This is a genomic window from Bifidobacterium sp. ESL0822 (assembly GCF_052606675.1).
Genome location: NZ_CP199596.1, coordinates 2,021,042 through 2,038,438, shown reverse-complemented (window position 1 = coordinate 2,038,438; position 17,397 = coordinate 2,021,042). Strand labels below are relative to the sequence as shown.

Genomic DNA, 17,397 nt, shown 5'->3' with positions numbered 1-17,397 from the left:
GCCCCAAGCGGCAAGTCAAACCCAGCGTGTCGACCATATCCACCCAGGGATTCATAGACGAGCCAGCAGATTGGGATCGAATTGGTCGCTGACCCAAGCAAAGGTCAGGTGGTCCCGCCACCGTCCGTTTACGTACATGTAGCTATGGCGCAGCCCTTCCGGCTCCATGCCCAGCTTTTGGACGACACGCAGGGACCGCTGGTTTTCAGGCAGAATCGCCACCTCCAGACGGTGCAGATGAGGCCCCCTCCTGTCCCTGAAGGCCCAATTCGCCAACATGGCCAGGGCCAGGGGCGCAAATCCGTGGCCGATCCAATCCTGGTCCACCCAGTAACCCGCTACCGCCGTGCACATGGACCCGTAGCGGATGGCGCCTAGGGAAATCTGCCCCACGATGCTCTGATGAAACTCCATCAGGAAGACCGCTGAAGTGCCGTCCTGCCGGGAACGCTCCAACTCCTGCATCCACTGGGCATATGTCATGCCAGGCCCGTGGCGGGGATCGCCTGATTCCCATGGAGCCAGCCAATCACGATTCCTCCATCGGACTGCGTTCCAGGCTGCCTGGTCACCCTCACGAATGGGCCTCAGTAGAAAGTCCCCATGGCCTGGGGGCGGAGTCAGACGATCAGGCAGATTCAGAGCATGGTCCGAACGGGCTCGGGAACCCTGCCAGACCTGGCGGAAGGTATGCAGAACCGACATGACTCCATATTCTCACCGAACGGCAGCCGAGGCAGACATGCGTCCACCAAGGAGAGCCCCTGCTGGTAGAACTGAGGATATGAACGAGCAGGATCGCATCGATATGGATAAGCAGAATCGGCGCGGCCTACTGCTTGAGGCCCGACGGCGTATCGACCGGGCTCAATGCCAGGATGCGGGCCGCAAGCTGGCTGATCTGCTGGCCGACCAGGTAATTGCCAAGGTCGAACGCTTCCGAAGCGAACAGAGCCTGACCGTGGCTGCCTTTGCCTCCATTCGGGGGGAGATAGCCATGGATTCCAGCCTGGATCTCCTGCTGGGCCGGGGCTGCCAGGTGCTCATTCCCATGCTGGGCACGGGCACCCAGGTCGGTTGGGGGCGCCTACGATCAGAGCAGGATCTGGAAGGCATGAGGCGGATTCCCGGCTGGCGGCCTGACGAACCCGATATGTCGGCCTTGCCGGCGCAGGCCTTGAATCAGGCTGATCTGATCATGGTGCCGGCGCTGGCCATCGACCATGACGGCATTCGTCTGGGTCGGGGCGGCGGCTGGTATGACCGGACCCTTGCCCTGCGTGCCGAACAGACTCCAGTAGTGGGCATCTGCTGGCCCAGCGAATTCGTGGAAGATCCTCTGCCCCATCTGGACCATGATCTTCCTGTGGATGCGGTCCTGACACCCGAAGGTTTCACGCCCACAGCCACAGGTCTGTCACGAATGCCCGGAGCGGACCATAATGGTGATGAACAAGACTGACGAGGGGCCCGATGCCGATTCTTCTGGTCGAAGCCACCACTAGGATATTGGGTGTTGAACCAATCGTCGCGCGAACCGACCATCAGCGGAGGGAAAGAACGGTGCCCACCTATCATTATCGTTGCAAGAACTGTGGATACGACTTTACCAAGGAGCAGTCCTTCAGCGACGAACCCATCACCATCTGCCCCAAGTGCGGGCAGCAACAGGTCCGCAAGGTCTTCTCCGCAGTGCCCATCGAGTTCAAGGGCCATGGTTTCTACCGGACCGACGGAGCCTCATCTTCCTCCTCTTCAAGCTCCACAAGCAGCAAGTAGACCGAGAGGCACATTCGACCACATCGACCATGCGGACCCATACGTCGGCCAGGATTCTGGCAGGCTGGGGGCATGGTCGATTTTTCCATCTTCAGCAATAAGGACAAGCCCTCAGCCACCGCGGGATTCCTGACCCGCCGACGTCGGCTTTTCCGGCTGCGGCGCACAGGGGCCGCCCTGGCATTGGGGCTGGCGGTCTTCTGCACCCTACAGATCCTGCTCCAGGCCCAGGGCCGCCTGTCTGTACTGGTCGCAGCGCGGCCTATTGCACGCGGATCAACCATCGAGCCTGGCATGGTTGAAACGCGGATTCTGCATGGCAGGGAACGGTTGCCTGGCCTGATCTCCTCATTTGGGCAAGTACGTGGGCGTCGACTGATGATAAGCATCCATACAGGGCAACCGCTGACAACGGCCATGATCAGCAGCAGACCGGCACAACCACCCGGGACCACTCCGGTGACCGTCCGCCTGGCCGACGACCCGGGAGACCTGCAGGCCGGCGACCAGGCGAGCCTGCTTGCTTCCGGAGACTGCCCAGCTGGTGCCGGTCCGCATCATGCCCAGACGGGTTCCCTGCCACCGGCCTCTGGGCAGGCCTCAGGCGGCGGGCGCTGCATGATAGCCGAGCAGGCACTGGCTCTACAGCCGGCACAGACCATCGCCAAAGATCGATCCGGTCTGGAAGGTCGGGAGGGTGACCAAGTCCGACAATCGTCCCAGGCCGTCTTCGCCCTGGATGCCAGTCAGGCTCTGCTTTTGTTATCGCTGGATCCATCTACACCCGTCATTGCGATCCGCCCAGACAGAGTCTCTGTACCGACACCCTCCAATCATGTCGGAAAACTGAAACCATCCTGGGCCCGCGATAATGGAGTAAGAAGCAGGCATGGGCTCTCTATGCCTCACATCAGCTACGGAAGGATGGACAATGGCCTCAATCAATCAGGTGGCGGCCAAGGATACCGCCGAAGCAGTCCACAAAATCTCGCAAATCAGCAACAAGGGCGTCCTGGGCGAGTTCAAGCAGTTCATCTCCCGCGGTTCCATGGTGGATATGGCCGTAGGTGTGGTTATGGGTTCGGCGGTGACCAGCGTGGTCAACGCCATCGTCAACAATCTGATCAGCCCCCTGATCGCCATGATCTTCGGCAAACCGGACCTGTCAGGGCTCCTGACCATCACCTACCGGAACGCCACCATCTCCTTCGGCGCCATTCTGACGGCCCTGCTCAACTTCCTCTTGATCGCGATCGCCGTCTACTTCTGCATCATCATGCCCATCAACAAGCTGCGGCAGCTGAGCCGGGCAGCCTCGGGTATCAAGGATCAGCCCAACGCACCCAGCCCCCAGGACCAGACCCTTCAGCTGCTCCGTCAAATCGCCGACGACATTCACCAGTCAACGAGCGCAGACAGTCAAAAGGCTGGAACCGAACTGCCCAAGAGCCAGGACTAGGACCGGCCGTCAATCGCCGCGCTCATTGGGGAAGAGCCCCCAGTGAGGCGGCAACTCGCCCAGGATCCGCCGATCATCCCCATCAAGACGATCCTGCGCACAGACACGGTCCTGGGGATCCTCCTCGGTGCCATCAACATCGAACCGTTCTGTGCCTGGACGAACAACCCGCCGATGGCGACGCCGATGCGGGGCTGCAGACTCACCAGCCCGGTTTCCCCGATCTAGCTGATTATCCGCCATCAACGCGCCTGTTGGTAGATATCGGCCAGGATGGCGACGATCCTGTCGGCTTCCTTGTCGGGGTTGACAAAGGCCGAAACACTCCAGACGGTCATGACCGACCAGCCAAGATACTGCAGGTCCTCGGTGGTGAACCGGTGACGTTCCCGAGTGGACTGAGTGTGCATGAACTCGGCGTCATCTGTCAGCACGGCCAAAGCATAGGGCTTGTTCTTGAGCCCCACCACCAGCGGAATTCGGGGCGCCTGGTCGTACCCGTAATCCAGAGCTACATCCAGCCCCCGGGTCCGCAGCCGCTGGGCCAGATCCCGGAAGAGCACATTAGTGGACTGCCCGGCCTGCCCAGGCCGGGCCGGTTCCGCGTCGGGATGCTCAACCCAGGTCAACAGCTCCTTGAGCAGACGCGGTCCGGGCTGGTGAATGCGGTCGTCCTCCAGATCATCAGCGGAGAACGCCGCGACGATGTCCAGATTCCGATCCGGCAGGACCAGAGCATCCAACAGCATGCCCTTGCCCCCTTCGCCCTCCAGATCGCCGAATTGCTGTAAGAGACGGCCATGGGTGGTCTTGGCAAAGCCCAGAGTCAGGATCACGTCCGTGGCCCGAGCACCGCAGACCTCGTCAATGCCGACGATGCGTACATGCCGCAGGAACTTGGCGAAGACCCTGTCCTTGGCTGCCGCCGACTTGAGTTCTGCACCCAACCGGGAGCGGTGGGTAGCCGACAAGGTGACCACAGTCAGCAGATAGCTGTTCGGCACCAGGGAGAAGGATCCAGCCTTGCGTTTAAGCATGTCGACAACGGCAGCAACCTCCTGTTGGCTGGACTCGACCAGGCCGGTGGCCATGACTGGGACGCCAGCGCCCTCCACCCTGGTCAGGGTCACTCTTCCAGGCTGCCGGCAGTCGGGCACAGGTGCCGACAGATCCCCGTAGCCATGGTCTTTCAGGAAGGCGTCCAGCCGAATGGAACGACGCGAGGGACGAGCCTTGACGGAGACCGGTACCAGATGGTCAACCAGCTGCAAGAGGCCATCCGAGGTAATGGTAGGCCGGTGGGCTATGACCGCCACCTGCCGGGCCCGAGCCAGCACGGTAAGCACCTGGATGGAAGGCATATGGGCCCCGGCATCGATGATGACCGTATCGGCCAGCTGTGTCGGATTGGTCCTGGTCGCCAGCGTGGCCGGAGTTGCGATAATGATGGGCTTGGCCGCTGACAGTATGCCAGGGTGAGCCTGTTGGAAGACCGTAAGGGAGGCGCCGGGGCTGCCGGCCAGCATGGTATGCAGCTGATTGGCCTCCTGGGTACGTGAGAAGAGCAGCTCGGACAGGCGCTTTTCGCTCTCCTGGGCAACCATGGGCCCTACGCTGGCCACATGCTGGGCATCCACCTGGCTGAAGCGGTCGGCTGCATTGGACAGGGCGGAACCGTCCTGATTGGAGATGATCTGCGAGGAACGCATGATGTCGTCAAAGACCGTGGTCCACCAGGCCAGCTGCAGTTCGGCCCGTACAGCCTTGCCTTCAACCTGGCGGTTGCGCAGGTCCTGAACCAGGTCCTGCAGCCCCGCCTTGCTGAATTCGCCCTCCAGGGCGCATCGCTCAGGCAGGGTATCCAGGGCTGTATGGTCGTCAAAGAGGGCCTTGAGCCGCTCCTCCACCTTGTTGAAGTCCATGGTCTCCAAATCACCGCCAGCCGGAGTCGAGTCCAGCACGGTGTCCAGAGCTGTCATGTCACGAATCAGGGATTCCTGAGTGTCAATGATGACGTCCAGCTTGGGCGGAAGGACCGGCCAGCCGCCATGGGGGACGAAGGTCCGCCATTGCTCGGCCTGCTTGGAGACCACCACCAGCGACTCATGCAAATCCTCGACCTGGGCGCCGGGTCTGAGCAGGCTCTTGGCCTCCTTGACCAGACGTCGACGTTCCCAGAATCCCAGATTGGTTCCATTGGCCTTGCGATCGGCCTTGGACTTGGTGGCCTCAATCATGGCGGGGATGTCGCGTTCGAAGATGGAAGGCTGGAAGACATCCAGGACCCGGCGCAGATTCTTAAGGACCACCACCTGCCGCCCCCAATCCTTGACGGTGGCCGGCACGGGAAATCCGCAGGTCTCTACAGTGGATTTGACCTGCTCTCGGGTATCTGGCAGAAGCCTCTGCAGAAGACGAACCACGCGGGAGTATGCATCCACAGCCTCGTTCTCGCTGACCAGGGTTGCGCCGTACCAAGGGGTGTCCTTGGGGCCGATGACGAATTCGCCCAGCTCGGCGGCCCTCTCCAGCTTGTCCGCCCAGGCATCCAGCTCGGGCTGCAGGTTGTGGGCCGTGGCCGCGCCCAGACGGACGCGGGTGGCGGGATGCGTGGGCATATTGGCAATGTTGGCCAGATTCTGAATGGTCTGATAGGCCGAAACCCCCCAGCTGGAGTCCACCCCATGCAGATCGCCCAGGTAGCGGGTCAGACGGGAACGGACACCCACAAGCTCGTCAGCCACCTGGTCGAAGTGCTCACTGGCCTTGCCGGGTTTGAACCCCACCGCATCAATCAACCGCTGATCCAGGACCCGACCCAGCTGATCGTCAGTCAGGTCAAGGGCCATGTCAGCCATCCCGGCAGCATCCAGACGATGCTGGAAGCGCCGCTTCTCCTCCACTACGCAGGGCACATAGAGCACGGTTCTTCCAGCAGTGACGCAGCGCGAAGCAATGGCCAAGGCATCGTCGGCGCTGTGACGGCCGGTCTGCTCATCCACAAGCACGCTGTGCCCGGTCGCCACCAGCTGGGCGGCATAACGGACCCGGTTGTCCACATCCCCGGCCTCAAACTCGCTGTGAGGGTCAGCATCGAAGGGGCTGTAGTCGGGCACAGGCCCGCCCTTGAGCCGCTCGGAGGCTGCCTGGTCGCCAGTCAAGACATCCAGCAGGTCGTTGCCGGTGGACCCGGCTGTCATCCGATCCAGGATCCGAAGGCTTTCGCCCAGCAGCTGGGCCGATGGCTCGATGAAGCATCCCAGAACGATTTTTCGTTCGATAGTGAAGTCGCTGATATGCGGCGTGATCAGGGCCGTCATGTCCTTGAACAGCGAAGAAGTTTCGGGGGTGCCGCCCTGGTAGTGGGAGGCGGAAAACAGGCGGTCCGGATCCAGGGTGATGCCCCGCTCGCGCATGGCCGAAATCAACGCAGGATTAAGATCCACCTTGCCAGTGAACCTGATGGAGGCTCTGGATGCTCCCTGCGTGCTCTCGTCGATACGCACGGGATAGAGCAGTACAGGCATGTCACGCCCCTGCCAGGCAGCCACCCCCACCACCATGGAGAGCTGGGCGAAACCGCTGGCATGCTCCTTGGCGGCCTGATCGTCCAGAACCCGCTCCATGCGCCGGTGGGCCGCGCGCAGCATGCCACGGTCCCGGAAGAGCGCATCCAGATGGACCTGGCCGCTGGCGAAGAGCTGGGCAATGCCTGAAGGATGCGCATGCGTCAGGTCCATCTGAGCCGCCAGTTGCGACACATTCTCCAAGGGGGTCAAGCCCACCTGGTTCTGGTAATCCTGGCGCCATCCCCGAATTCGCTCCAGGGGAGTCAACGGGGCCTTGACCTCTTCAGCCGCACGGTCGGAGGAGGAGCCAGCCGTTGATGCCTGTGCATCTTCAGCCCGTTTGTCCTCTTCCGATCCCCCGGTGCTCATTACCGTCTCGCTCATCCGTCCACTCACTTCCGCACGGCGTTCAGATATTCGTGATACCCGTCATTGTTGCGCAGGGCCGCGTCGATGTCCTGGTCGCCCTGAGCCTCCAACCAGGCGTACAAATCATCATAGAGGGCCGGGTTCATCGCCAGGAAAGGCAGCAGCTGCCGATGCTTGGCCATGGCGAACTGAAGGGCGAAGTCCCCGGTGCGTTTGGCATCATCGGAACTCATCCCGTCCACCACGATGGCCTCCTGGCCACGGTCATAGTCACCCTTGGAAACCCGCTCGAAGACGGATCCGGGCTCAAAGGCGGGCTGATAACGCTGGTCGTCATCCGAATTATCCACTGACTGGGGACGCCGGACCTGATCCGATTCCTTCTTGGACAGGCGGGCCAGCTCTACAGCTCCCAGCGGGGTGAACTCCTGGGCCGTATTCGCTTCGTCCCTCCGACCTTGCTGAGTCTGGCCATTTGCATAGCCACTGCGGCCGGAAGCCGCACGATCATCACGATGTCCACGTTCGTCATGAGCATCACGGGCATCCTGGTCGTAACGGTCCTGACCAGAAGCGGATTCAGCGGAACGGGAACGGCGGGCATCTGCGAAAAGGTCACGGTCGACAGGCTGGCTCTCCTCCTCCTGGGTGCCGACCAGCGGCAGACCCTGCTCGGATTCGTGCTCCTGCCATGGCAGATGCCGTCGGGCCTCGCCACGAGCGTCCTGGGCCTGGAAGTCAGCACCTCCAAGCCGGTCACCCTGGCGGTCTTCGAATGCCCTGTCATCCGACTGGTTGGCATAGATCCTGCGGCGGTCCGATTCCTGACCATCCGCTGAGCCGGCTTCGGTCGGCTCCCTATCAGCCCGGCCATGCTCGGCTGAATCGGAATCTTCAGGATACCGGGCCTGCGAGCCTCGCGAATCCGAGGACGCGGCTCCATCAGGGAAAGGCTGCACCGAATTGTCCTGTGAGTTGCGAGCAACTGTGGCAGACCTGGGACGATTCCGTGAAGCACTGTCGGCCTCTTGGGAAGAATCGGCTGTCTTGGCAGCACCCAGGGCCATATCGTGAAGGGCAGTGACCCGGTTGCGGACCCCATCGGCCTTGAAGATGCCAGTAGGCTCGCCGGCACGCATATCCAGAATGTCGTCGACCGACATTTCAGCTGCATCAGGCTCCACCATGCCCCGGGGCTGTGTGGAGTATGAGAAGAGGTCAGGCACCCGGGTCGAAGGATCGGTCTTATCCTCTTCGGGATTGCTGATGCGCACGAAGTCGACGGGAACATCACCGAATTGGAAACGAGCTGAGCTGCTGGACAGCGGGAAGTCGGCATCCACAGGCAGCCTGACCAGCGATCCGTCGGACTGGATCAGATAAGACCCGTTGGTGGAACCCATGTCGCGCAGGGTGGCCAGACCGTCCTGATCGACGGCGAAAATGGCATGCCTTTTGGACATGGATTTAGTCTGATCGGGCACCTCCAGACGACGCCGACCGTCATCGGGCAGCGGACGCAGAGGCTTACGACCGATCTCTACGGTCTCGCCAGGCTTGAGCCGGGTCTCTTCCGCCCCATTGAACTTGATTATCCACACCTGCCCCGGTCGCCGATCGTCACTCACGTTTTCGACCTCCCAAATCTGCAGCCGCCTTCACTCGGTACTACCGCCTATTCTGTCATGAAACCCAGAGATAGGATTGATTGCGTGCCGAATTAACTGATAAAGGACACATGAAAGACCCACAGACATGCCGGCGCAGTGGGCCCTCCCTGCAGGCAGGGCTTTGGCATCGAAGTGAAGGACATAAAACGGCGGCCGCCCTTGCTCCTGAAAACCATCAGAGTCAATCAGCGGCCGCCGTCATCGGATCAGGCCTGGTCGTCCTCCCCCTCGTAATGGTCGTCAGCTGGGTGCGGAGTCATATGGACGACGAATTGGTCATCCTCGGGCACCGTGCTGCAGTTGAGGCGATCGGAGCCTGACATATGGCAGGAGACCGTCCCGAAAGCAGGTACGCTTACCGGTCGCCAGCTTGCACCCCAGCCATTGACGGTCAGGGCCGCACGGATGGGTTCTTTGGTCGGATTATAGAGGATAACGCTGAGCTCGCCGTCGTCGCGGATGAAGGCGACCGATCCCAGACCACCGGTCCGACCGTCACCGGTATGGCTGGTGGAGGCCACCCTGCGAGCGCCGACCGGCACATCCTGTCCGAAATTACGGAGCATGAAATATTCCAGGTTGCGCTTGACTCCGCCAGTTTGGGAATCGACGGTGATGACCCCGCGCCGGCCCATGGTTCGCGCCCAGCTGGGCAGACCCCGCTCATCCAGGGCCAGATTCCACAGGTCGATCATGCCCACGCCCTGACGGACAAGTCCGATGCCTATCTCCCCGAACATGACATGGCTGGCCTCGTCCACCTGCTCGTCCAGCATGCAGCGCCGCTCACTCATGACCGAACGCCATCCGGGGAACTGCCTGGTGGCGTTCACGACCCATTTGGGCAGGCCGGAATATGTATGCATGGCCGTCCCGGCGAAGCTCTGGGCCTCGGCAGGGGTCATATAGTCGCTGACCGGACGGCTGAAGAATCTCAGGCCGTCATCGCCGAAGAAGATCTCCACCTCAGGGAAGCTGCGATCGAGTGCCGGACGCAGGTAGTCCACCCCCCAGCGCACCAGCTCTTCGGGGGTCCAGGTCGTCATAGGCCAGGAAGGATTGTTGGAGGGCTCGTTCTGCATGGTGACGGACGCAATGGGAATGCCGAGCTCCTGGTAGGCCTGGATAAACCGGATGAAATAGCGGGCATAGGCAGCGTCTACCGTATCCCGCGGGCGGTAGCCGTTGCCACAGTATTGCCCCAACCGTAGACGCCCAGCACCCTCCAGCTGACCGCTGTCCTTCATCCAGGCAGGCGCGCTCCAGGGCGAAGCCATAATCCGTACGCCCGGGTTGATGGCCATGATCTCCTGAAGGACGGGGACCACGTACTTCATGTCCTTGGTGGCCTCGGGCGAGCCCGGCTTCCCCTGCCCAATGGAGAAGTATGTCATATCCGAATCCGACATCACGCCCTCGGGCAGCTCATCATAGGAGTAGTAACGCTGGCTGGAGAAATCGCAGGACCCGATGGAGATCCTCAAGGTGGATAGGCCCGCCTGAGCCGGATCGAAGAGCTCAGTAAGAATCCGATGACGTTGGTCAGCATCCATGGCCGTCATGAACAGGTAGGCACTGGAGTCCGTCAGAGCAGCGCCGGCCCCCTCCCAGTACTGATAGCGTCTGGTTGGATCAATGACGATGGGGACGGCCGCGCCGGGCCCAGTTGTCGTCTCCGGGGTCGCTATAGGTTCTCGCCGCTGGGACAGGTCCCCTGCCGTTGCGGTCCAAATCTCCTTCATGTTCGTATGTCTCCTTCCGCCGGGCTCTTTCCCGGCATCGCCATTCCGGTCCTTAGTCCTGTCCGGGAGCCTTGTCATCCACGGTGTACGCAGGCAGTTGCAAAGCAAAGTCCTCATCCTCGGGTACGGCCGAATCATTGATCCGCTCGCCCGTCGTCGCGTGCATGGTCACGGTCCCCCAGGCTGGCACGGTCACACTCTGCCAGCGGTCCCCCCAGCCGTTGATGGTGACAGCCGCCTTGATAGGCTCGCCCGTGGGGTTGTAGATATGGGCGGCGATGGATCCGTCCGGTGCCAGGAAGGCCACGGATCCCAAAGAGCCGCTCCAGCCGTCCGGAGTGTAGTTGCTGGAGTCAATCACTACCGAACCGGGTTCCACGTCCTGGCCGAAGCTGCGGAGCATGAAATACTCAAGGTTTCTGCGAACCTTGCCGCTGCCATGATCGATGGTGACCACACCGCGTCTGCCGTCGGCACCGATCTGGTTGGGCAGCCCACGCTCGTCCAGGGCCATGTTCCACAGGGTGATAAAGGAAGAGCCATGGCGGACCAGCCAGTTGCCGATGACCCCGGACATGATGTGAGCGGCATCCTCGGGGGTCTGGTCCAACATGCAGCGACGTTCGGTCATGCCATAGATCCACTGCGGATAGACCCGGTTGGCATAGTCCAGTTGCGGATAGTCGTTGTCATAGGTGTGCAGGGTCAAGCCGCTGATGGAACGGGCCTGCTCGGCGGTGACATCCTTATCTACCGGTCCGGTCAGGCAATGTGCCGAGTCGTCGTTGATGAAGATGCGCACCTGGGGGTGCCGACGGTCCAGCGCAGGACGCAGGAATCGGTGGGCGAAGTCGGCCTGCTGGGCCAGGGTCCAGGTCATGGCCGGCCAAGGGGCGGCGTTGGAGGGTTCGTTCTGCACGGTGACCGCCCAGATAGGGATGCCTATGGCTTCCATCTCGTCGATGTAGCGGGCGAAGTACCGGGCATAGACGCCCTCTATGGAATCCTCAAGCGGATCATAGCCGTTGCCGGTCCACTCGTCGAAGCGCAGGTGGCCGCCCATGCACAGGTGGCCGGTGTTCTTCATCCAAGCCGGGGCGCTCCAAGGCGAGGCGATGATCTTTACCGCAGGATTGATGGACAGAATCTCCTGAACAACGGGGATGATGTACTTGTAGTCCTTGCTGGCGTCCGGAGCGCCCGGCTCGCCCTCGCCCAGGGAGAACCTGGTCAGATCCTTGTCATGCTCGCCATAGGGAATGTCGTCGTAGGTGTAATAGGGCTGGGAAGACGGCTCGCAGGAGCCCAGCGGGATGCGGATGACCGAAAAGCCGCCCTTGTCAGGATTGAACATGTCATCCAGCAGGGCATGCCTTTGCTGGGCGGATTGGCTGCCCCAGATCAGCGAAGCCGCGGCATCGGTGATGGCGGCTCCAGCCCCGAGCCAGGGCTGATGCCGTTGGCAGGGGTCGATGACGATGGGCTTGGCATCCTTGGGCCTCTCCCCCATCGGAGGGGCTTGCAGGGGCCGGCGGCGATCGGTCAGGTCTCCGGAGGTCACTGTCCAGAACTGGTTGGTGAAGGTGATGGTCATGATTACTCTCTCGTTGTCATATCTGGGCATCGGCGTCACGGTCGATAGGACAGGGCCTTAGCATAGCAGCGATTACAATCATGAACAAACTGTTTCGATCAACTTCGATCATCACGATTGAACGGTCAACCCTCAGCTCCGAAGTTGCCGAAGTAGCGAACACAGCGGCAGGCGCCGACCTGTCTGTATATACCGATTACACCTATGCAGATCGGCTCAGGCAAGCATAGTCACCCCTGCGCGCACGGTTGGCTGGGTTACAGGAAAAGCCCCGCACCATCAGTGGCAGTGCGGGGCTTTTCAAGATACAAAGGCTCAGAAGAGCCGATGACTACTTGAGCTCGACGGTGGCGCCGGCCTCTTCCAGCTGGGCCTTGGCCTTGTCGGCATCTTCCTTCTTGGCGCCTTCCAGGACGGTCTTGGGGGCACCGTCAACCAGAGCCTTGGCATCGGCCAGGCCCAGGTTGGTGATGGCCTTGACGGCCTTGATGACCTGGATCTTCTTGTCGCCGATGGCGGAGAGCACGACATCGAACTCGGTCTTCTCCTCCTCAGCAGGAGCAGCGGCGCCGGGGGCGGCAGCGGCCACGGCCACAGGGGCGGAGGCCTCGACGTCGAACTCGTCCTCGAACTTCTTGACGAAGTCGGACAGCTCGACCAGAGTCATTTCCTTGAACGCGTCGATGAGCTCGTCAGCGGAGAGCTTGGCCATAATGGCTTCCTTTCATTTGTGGCGACCGGCATTGACTGGTAGACCGATCACCGAACATCTTCTTGTATTTGCCGTATGGATCCGGGCCAATGGCCGTGGACTCAGGCGGCCTTTTCCTGCTTCTCGCGCAGTGCATCGAACGTACGCACGGCCTTGGTAGGCACAGCGACGAACAGGTTGGCGGCCTTGGACATGGTGCCCTTGAGCGCGCCGGCCATCCGGGAGAGCAGTACATCGCGGGATTCCAGATCCGCGATTTTCTCCATGGCATCCGCGTCAGCGACAGCTCCATCAATGAAGCCGCCCTTGACGATCAGTGCCGGATTGTCCTTGGCGAAATCACGTAGCGTCTTGGCGGCATTGACGTAATCACCCTTGACGAAGGTGATGGCGCAGGGGCCGGCAAGCATCTCATCGAGACCCTCGATTCCAGCCTCTTTGGCCGCAATCCGGGCTAACGTGTTCTTCGCCACGTTGTAGGAAGTATCGCGGCCTAGCTTGTTTCGCAGATCGGCGACCTGCGGAACACTGAGCCCGCGGTACTCGGTGAGGATGATGGCATCGGCGTCACGGAACTTGTCCGTCAGCCTGGCGACAGCCTCTTCCTTTTCGGGCCTTTTCATGGCGTTCCTTCCTAGACAGACCTCTGGAGGGAGCCGGACGACCGAGCATGACAGGCAAAAAGAAAGCCCTGCCGACAGGCAGAGCAAAAACAGGTCACGAGGACCGATTTGAAACTCAACCTGTGCTGGCTCGATCAACCGAACTTAGGAGACCCAAGGGTCCCGACCAACGGTCTTTGGTGTGCAAGCGCTAATAGTACACAGATCAACAAGGACCGTCAAGTCTATAGATGCGGCACCATCAGATGGTGATTGCCACAGGGCAGCGCATCCGTAACCAGGGATCCTGCTCTGCAACGAACGCCGGCCACCCGGCTCTCGGCATCCAAGGCCTTCAGCATGATCGGCGACCCGTCCAGTAAGGCCTCGACCTGACCCCCTGGTCCGAGGTCGAGCAGGGGAGGAAGAACCAAGCGACCCCGGCAGCCTTGGGGCACCGTCAATTCCAGATCGATGTCCGGCAGGAGAACATACCCGGGCCTGGCATCCGCACTCCCCTTGAACCTATATGACATATGGATGTCCCCCGTGGGCACGGGCATGGTCAGCTCGGCCCGGCCCAAACCTCCAGGCTGAGGAGCGGCTACAAATTCACGGTACCCGGGCTTCAAAGGCCGCAACCCCATCAGCCCGCTGGAAATCAGCCAGACAGGCGAGGCCCCCCAGGGGTGCGAATAGGTGGTGTTGGATTTGATCGATGGGTCCCAGGCCTCCATGGTGCCTCCGGCACCCTGATCCAACATATGCTTCCAGGTGCGCATGCCGTCCCCTGCCGAGAGCAGAGCCAGAGCATCAGCCCCTAGGCCTGATCGATAAAGTCCATCCAAAAGCACGGCGGCCGCGTAGGCGCTGCAGGCCATCCCCCTACGACGCAGATAGGCACCGACCGTGTCCAGACGAGCGGGATCCGAAGGGGGCGCAAAAGCCAAAACAAAGGCCGAAGCATGCATGGCACAGTGATCGATGGCCGGGCCGTCGGGACCGTCTAGCAGACCATCCCGGTAGGCGCCGACCGCTGGATCGTAGAGACGCTCATCCAGCGCCTCCTGCATTTTTCGGGACACCTCTGCCAGACGGGCGGCTCGGCTACGATGGCCCAAAGCCCGCGACAGACGAGCCATGGCTTTATAGGCGGCACTGGCCAGTGCGTTGATGACCGTGTTGATACGACCGAAGACATATCCATCGCGTTCAACGGGCGGCCAGTCGACCAGGTCTCCATCCATCCGGCTGGAAGCGCCAGGGTCCTTGACGATCAGCCCGCTGTCCTGGTCCAGGTACCTGTCCGGCAGCAGTCCCATCAGTCGTTCGTACTGGGCCGCCGCCTGTGTCAGATCCCCTGTGTGCATCCAGGCATCGTGCACGGCCAAAATGCTGTAGAGGGGCCACTCGGTGGGCCAGGTTCTGTTGGCAATCAGATAGTCCAGGCTGTAACGGCCCAGGGCGGGCGCATCATCCAGCACCATATGAGCCCGCTGCTGGATCCAGGCATCAGCCTCATAGGGAGCCCGCTCCCTGGTCCAGGAATCGACGTAGATGTCAGCGTTGAGTCCCCTGATGGTGTTACGCCCCAGCTGCCAGACCTCATCGAGCAGAGGCCTGTCGCAATGAAAACTGGCGTGCTCGTCATATACGGGAGCCTCAAGGCACTCCGCCCACAGGCTTCCTTCAGTCAGGCTCGCCAATAGCCCATCGGGGTCGGATCCCGCAGGCCATATCAGCTCCAGATATCGAAAGACCCGAATCCCCCAGGTCTGGGCCCGGTTGCTGCCAGCCTGCAGCCGCCAGTGATCCTCATAGACGTTGGAGGTGGCCAGACGGTAACGAACGCCTCCCTGGCCGTCCAGAACCTCCCCGTAGCGGACGGTCAAGTCCAAATTTTGCGACAGATCCACCCGCAGACCGATGCCGCCCAACCGCACGGAGCCGAAGTCCAGCAGAAGATGGCCAGGGGTGGCCTCCAGAACCCGATGAACTTCCACCCGGGTTAGTCTGGTGCCGTCTGCAGGAGCTGCCAGGCACTTGGAGAATGGAGGCCGAATCCGTACCTTGGGCCAGGCAGAGTCGTCAAAGCCCGTGTTGGAAAAACCCCAGGGGTATCTGGACAGATCGATGTCCTCGGCCGGAGCCTGATAGTAGGTTGTACCGATGGAGGCGCTGTCAGGAAAGGCCTCAGCGCCGCTGATAGCCTTCCATTCGGCATCCGTGCCATAGTGCTCCACCCTGCCATCAGGGCGACCCAGATCCAACTGTGCCTGGAAGCGTCGGCCTTCCATGGCATAGGCCACCACGCCCAGAACATTCTCCGCCCCCGGATGCAAGAGGCCGGTGACCTCATAGCCCCTGTAGCGATCCTCTCCATCCAGGGGGAACACCGGACCACAGCCTAGAAATCGCCCGTTGAGCCATAGCCGATAGACAAATTGACGCGCGGGCACAGTGCTGTCAGCGGTCGCATACAGACTCGCCCAGAGTATCGGCCCAGGGGGCAGCCGAACCACACCACGCATCAGCGCCCAGCCTTTGGCATTGCCCTGAGAACCTGAGGGGTTCTTTTCATCCTCTGCGGACCAAATGGCTTGAGCGTGCCAGGCCAGGCCAGGACCCGTGCCAAAGGTGTTGGGTTCAGAACCTATCAACCGACGGCCCTGTGCGTCCAGCAGAAGAACGGTCAGCCAATACCGTCGCGAAGGATCCATATCAGGTCCAGGCAGACGGCTGCCATTGAGCTCGTCCACAGGTTGGTTGCCGGTGTCTACAAGTATCCTTCCCTTCGGCTGTTCGAAGACTCGCACCCTGGCCAAACGGACCCTATCCGCCCAGGACGGCAAGGGATCCAGCCTCCACCTGACCGTGGGCCTGGTTTCCGGTTCGATATCCACAGGACGATCCCGATCCTCAATCAACACCTGCAAAGGCTCACAGCCCATTCCAGCAAATCCTCCTTGAGCCTGCCCACAAATACAACTTTTCTTCATGAACCGCTATTGCCGGTAGTCCTGAATCGCAGTGAAGGAAGAGCCCTTGGGTCCAGCATCCGGCAGTCCATACATGACCTGTACGCCTGGATCCTCGCTCTCACGGGCCATCTGGCGGAAGAAGGGATCAGCCTGCCACCGCACAGCTGCCCAGACCAGATACCAGATCAGGCCAGTGGCCAGAAGGGCCACCAGGATGGGCGAGCGCATCAGCCCCCAGACATACCCGGCCAGGACCGCCAGCGACAGAACCAACATGTACCAGCGGCGCACCGACAGGAGGAGGCCATTGACCAAGACCTTGCGGATGCGCGCCCGAGGATATTCCACCAATAGCACCAGAGAGACCAAGGCGGTCTGCACCAGGAGAAGCAGGCATACCAGGATTGGGAAAAACATAATCTGGCCCCATGGGAGCTGTGACATGATCTGCAGATCATAAATCAGCGCGAAAGCAATGAGCCCCAGAGGCAGGCAGGTCGCCCATGACCTCAGGGCCAGAACCTTGTAGGCCCGCCAGTATGCACGGAAGAATCCATAGACCGTCCCCGAATTCACATAGGGTTTCGCTATCCAATCCGGCAGAGACTGCCCACTCTCTGTCATGGAATCCATGGCCTGCCGCCTGGCCCGGGCAGAGGCCGACGACAGGCCTGGATGATCGCGATATATGGCAAAGAGTGCCGCCAGACCAGGTGCGGACAGCACGGCTGCCAGCAGATAGGTCGGGAAGTACTGCGGATCTTTCAGAAAAATCAATACAGCAGCCAAGGGCAGCATCCCCAGCAGGGAGCAACACCCAGCACCCAGCACCACAGCAATGGAGTTGGTGATCCCCAAGAGGGCCCGCATGGCGTAGCCCTTGGCGGGACGCCCCTGGTCGCCATCACTTCCAGCCAAAA

13 protein-coding genes and 1 pseudogene are annotated in these 17,397 nt (G+C 61.2%); 4 read left to right on the top strand and 10 right to left on the bottom strand.

The window, feature by feature from the left end; all coding sequences use genetic code 11:
- Positions 1-51: 51 nt before the first annotated feature.
- Complete coding sequence (locus ACUIAF_RS07925) at positions 52-705, bottom strand: GNAT family N-acetyltransferase (RefSeq protein ID WP_110417630.1); 654 nt, start codon at positions 703-705, stop codon at positions 52-54.
- 79 nt (positions 706-784) lie between these two features.
- Between ACUIAF_RS07925 and ACUIAF_RS07920 the strand changes: the two genes are divergently transcribed.
- From ACUIAF_RS07920 to mscL, 4 genes and pseudogenes are all read left to right on the top strand, one after another.
- Positions 785-1,462, top strand: coding sequence for a 5-formyltetrahydrofolate cyclo-ligase (locus ACUIAF_RS07920; protein WP_445338506.1), 678 nt, complete (start codon positions 785-787; stop codon positions 1,460-1,462).
- 101 nt (positions 1,463-1,563) lie between these two features.
- Positions 1,564-1,779: an FmdB family zinc ribbon protein gene (locus ACUIAF_RS07915; RefSeq protein ID WP_015022397.1), complete on the top strand. Its 216-nt coding sequence runs from the start codon at positions 1,564-1,566 to the stop codon at positions 1,777-1,779.
- A 72-nt stretch (positions 1,780-1,851) separates the two neighbouring features.
- Positions 1,852-2,142 (top strand): annotated as a pseudogene (locus ACUIAF_RS07910) (hypothetical protein); the annotation flags it as partial.
- A 568-nt stretch (positions 2,143-2,710) separates the two neighbouring features.
- Complete coding sequence (gene mscL, locus ACUIAF_RS07905) at positions 2,711-3,238, top strand: large conductance mechanosensitive channel protein MscL (protein WP_015022398.1); 528 nt, start codon at positions 2,711-2,713, stop codon at positions 3,236-3,238.
- A 9-nt stretch (positions 3,239-3,247) separates the two neighbouring features.
- On the opposite strand, the gene ACUIAF_RS07900 is transcribed toward mscL, so the two are convergent.
- From ACUIAF_RS07900 to ACUIAF_RS07860, 9 genes are all read right to left on the bottom strand, one after another.
- A complete protein-coding gene (locus ACUIAF_RS07900; protein ID WP_445338504.1) occupies positions 3,248-3,481 on the bottom strand; it encodes a hypothetical protein in 234 nt (77 codons plus the stop codon).
- Positions 3,481-7,191: a helicase gene (locus ACUIAF_RS07895; protein WP_445338502.1), complete on the bottom strand. Its 3,711-nt coding sequence runs from the start codon at positions 7,189-7,191 to the stop codon at positions 3,481-3,483. Before ACUIAF_RS07895 ends, ACUIAF_RS07900 begins: the two co-directional genes overlap by 1 nt.
- Before the next feature lie 8 nt (positions 7,192-7,199).
- Positions 7,200-8,804, bottom strand: a complete 1,605-nt coding sequence (locus tag ACUIAF_RS07890) for a variant leucine-rich repeat-containing protein (protein ID WP_445338500.1) — start codon at positions 8,802-8,804, stop codon at positions 7,200-7,202.
- A gap of 248 nt (positions 8,805-9,052) precedes the next feature.
- On the bottom strand, positions 9,053-10,588 hold the full coding sequence (locus tag ACUIAF_RS07885; RefSeq protein ID WP_445338498.1) for a glycoside hydrolase family 30 protein: 1,536 nt from the start codon (positions 10,586-10,588) through the stop codon (positions 9,053-9,055).
- A 52-nt stretch (positions 10,589-10,640) separates the two neighbouring features.
- Positions 10,641-12,182, bottom strand: coding sequence for a glycoside hydrolase family 30 protein (locus tag ACUIAF_RS07880; protein ID WP_445338496.1), 1,542 nt, complete (start codon positions 12,180-12,182; stop codon positions 10,641-10,643).
- Positions 12,183-12,513: 331 nt separating this feature from the next.
- Positions 12,514-12,894, bottom strand: a complete 381-nt coding sequence (rplL, locus tag ACUIAF_RS07875; RefSeq protein ID WP_015022403.1) for a 50S ribosomal protein L7/L12 — start codon at positions 12,892-12,894, stop codon at positions 12,514-12,516.
- A 101-nt stretch (positions 12,895-12,995) separates the two neighbouring features.
- Positions 12,996-13,517: a 50S ribosomal protein L10 gene (gene rplJ, locus ACUIAF_RS07870; protein ID WP_015022404.1), complete on the bottom strand. Its 522-nt coding sequence runs from the start codon at positions 13,515-13,517 to the stop codon at positions 12,996-12,998.
- A gap of 224 nt (positions 13,518-13,741) precedes the next feature.
- Entirely contained in the window at positions 13,742-16,399 is a 2,658-nt protein-coding gene (locus ACUIAF_RS07865; protein WP_445338494.1) for an alpha-L-rhamnosidase-related protein, read from the bottom strand.
- 102 nt (positions 16,400-16,501) lie between these two features.
- On the bottom strand, positions 16,502-17,395 hold the full coding sequence (locus ACUIAF_RS07860) for a hypothetical protein (protein WP_445338493.1): 894 nt from the start codon (positions 17,393-17,395) through the stop codon (positions 16,502-16,504).
- Between the last annotated feature and the right edge of the window lie 2 nt (positions 17,396-17,397).

Coding starts and splice junctions, on each gene's coding strand:
- ACUIAF_RS07925 (WP_110417630.1), bottom strand. CDS start 705: ATGTCGGTTCTGCATACCTTCCGCCAGGTCTGGCAGGGTTCCCGAGCC.
- ACUIAF_RS07920 (WP_445338506.1), top strand. CDS start 785: ATGAACGAGCAGGATCGCATCGATATGGATAAGCAGAATCGGCGCGGC.
- mscL (WP_015022398.1), top strand. CDS start 2,711: ATGGCCTCAATCAATCAGGTGGCGGCCAAGGATACCGCCGAAGCAGTC.
- ACUIAF_RS07900 (WP_445338504.1), bottom strand. CDS start 3,481: ATGGCGGATAATCAGCTAGATCGGGGAAACCGGGCTGGTGAGTCTGCA.
- ACUIAF_RS07895 (WP_445338502.1), bottom strand. CDS start 7,191: ATGAGCGAGACGGTAATGAGCACCGGGGGATCGGAAGAGGACAAACGG.
- ACUIAF_RS07885 (WP_445338498.1), bottom strand. CDS start 10,588: ATGAAGGAGATTTGGACCGCAACGGCAGGGGACCTGTCCCAGCGGCGA.
- ACUIAF_RS07880 (WP_445338496.1), bottom strand. CDS start 12,182: ATGACCATCACCTTCACCAACCAGTTCTGGACAGTGACCTCCGGAGAC.
- rplL (WP_015022403.1), bottom strand. CDS start 12,894: ATGGCCAAGCTCTCCGCTGACGAGCTCATCGACGCGTTCAAGGAAATG.
- rplJ (WP_015022404.1), bottom strand. CDS start 13,517: ATGAAAAGGCCCGAAAAGGAAGAGGCTGTCGCCAGGCTGACGGACAAG.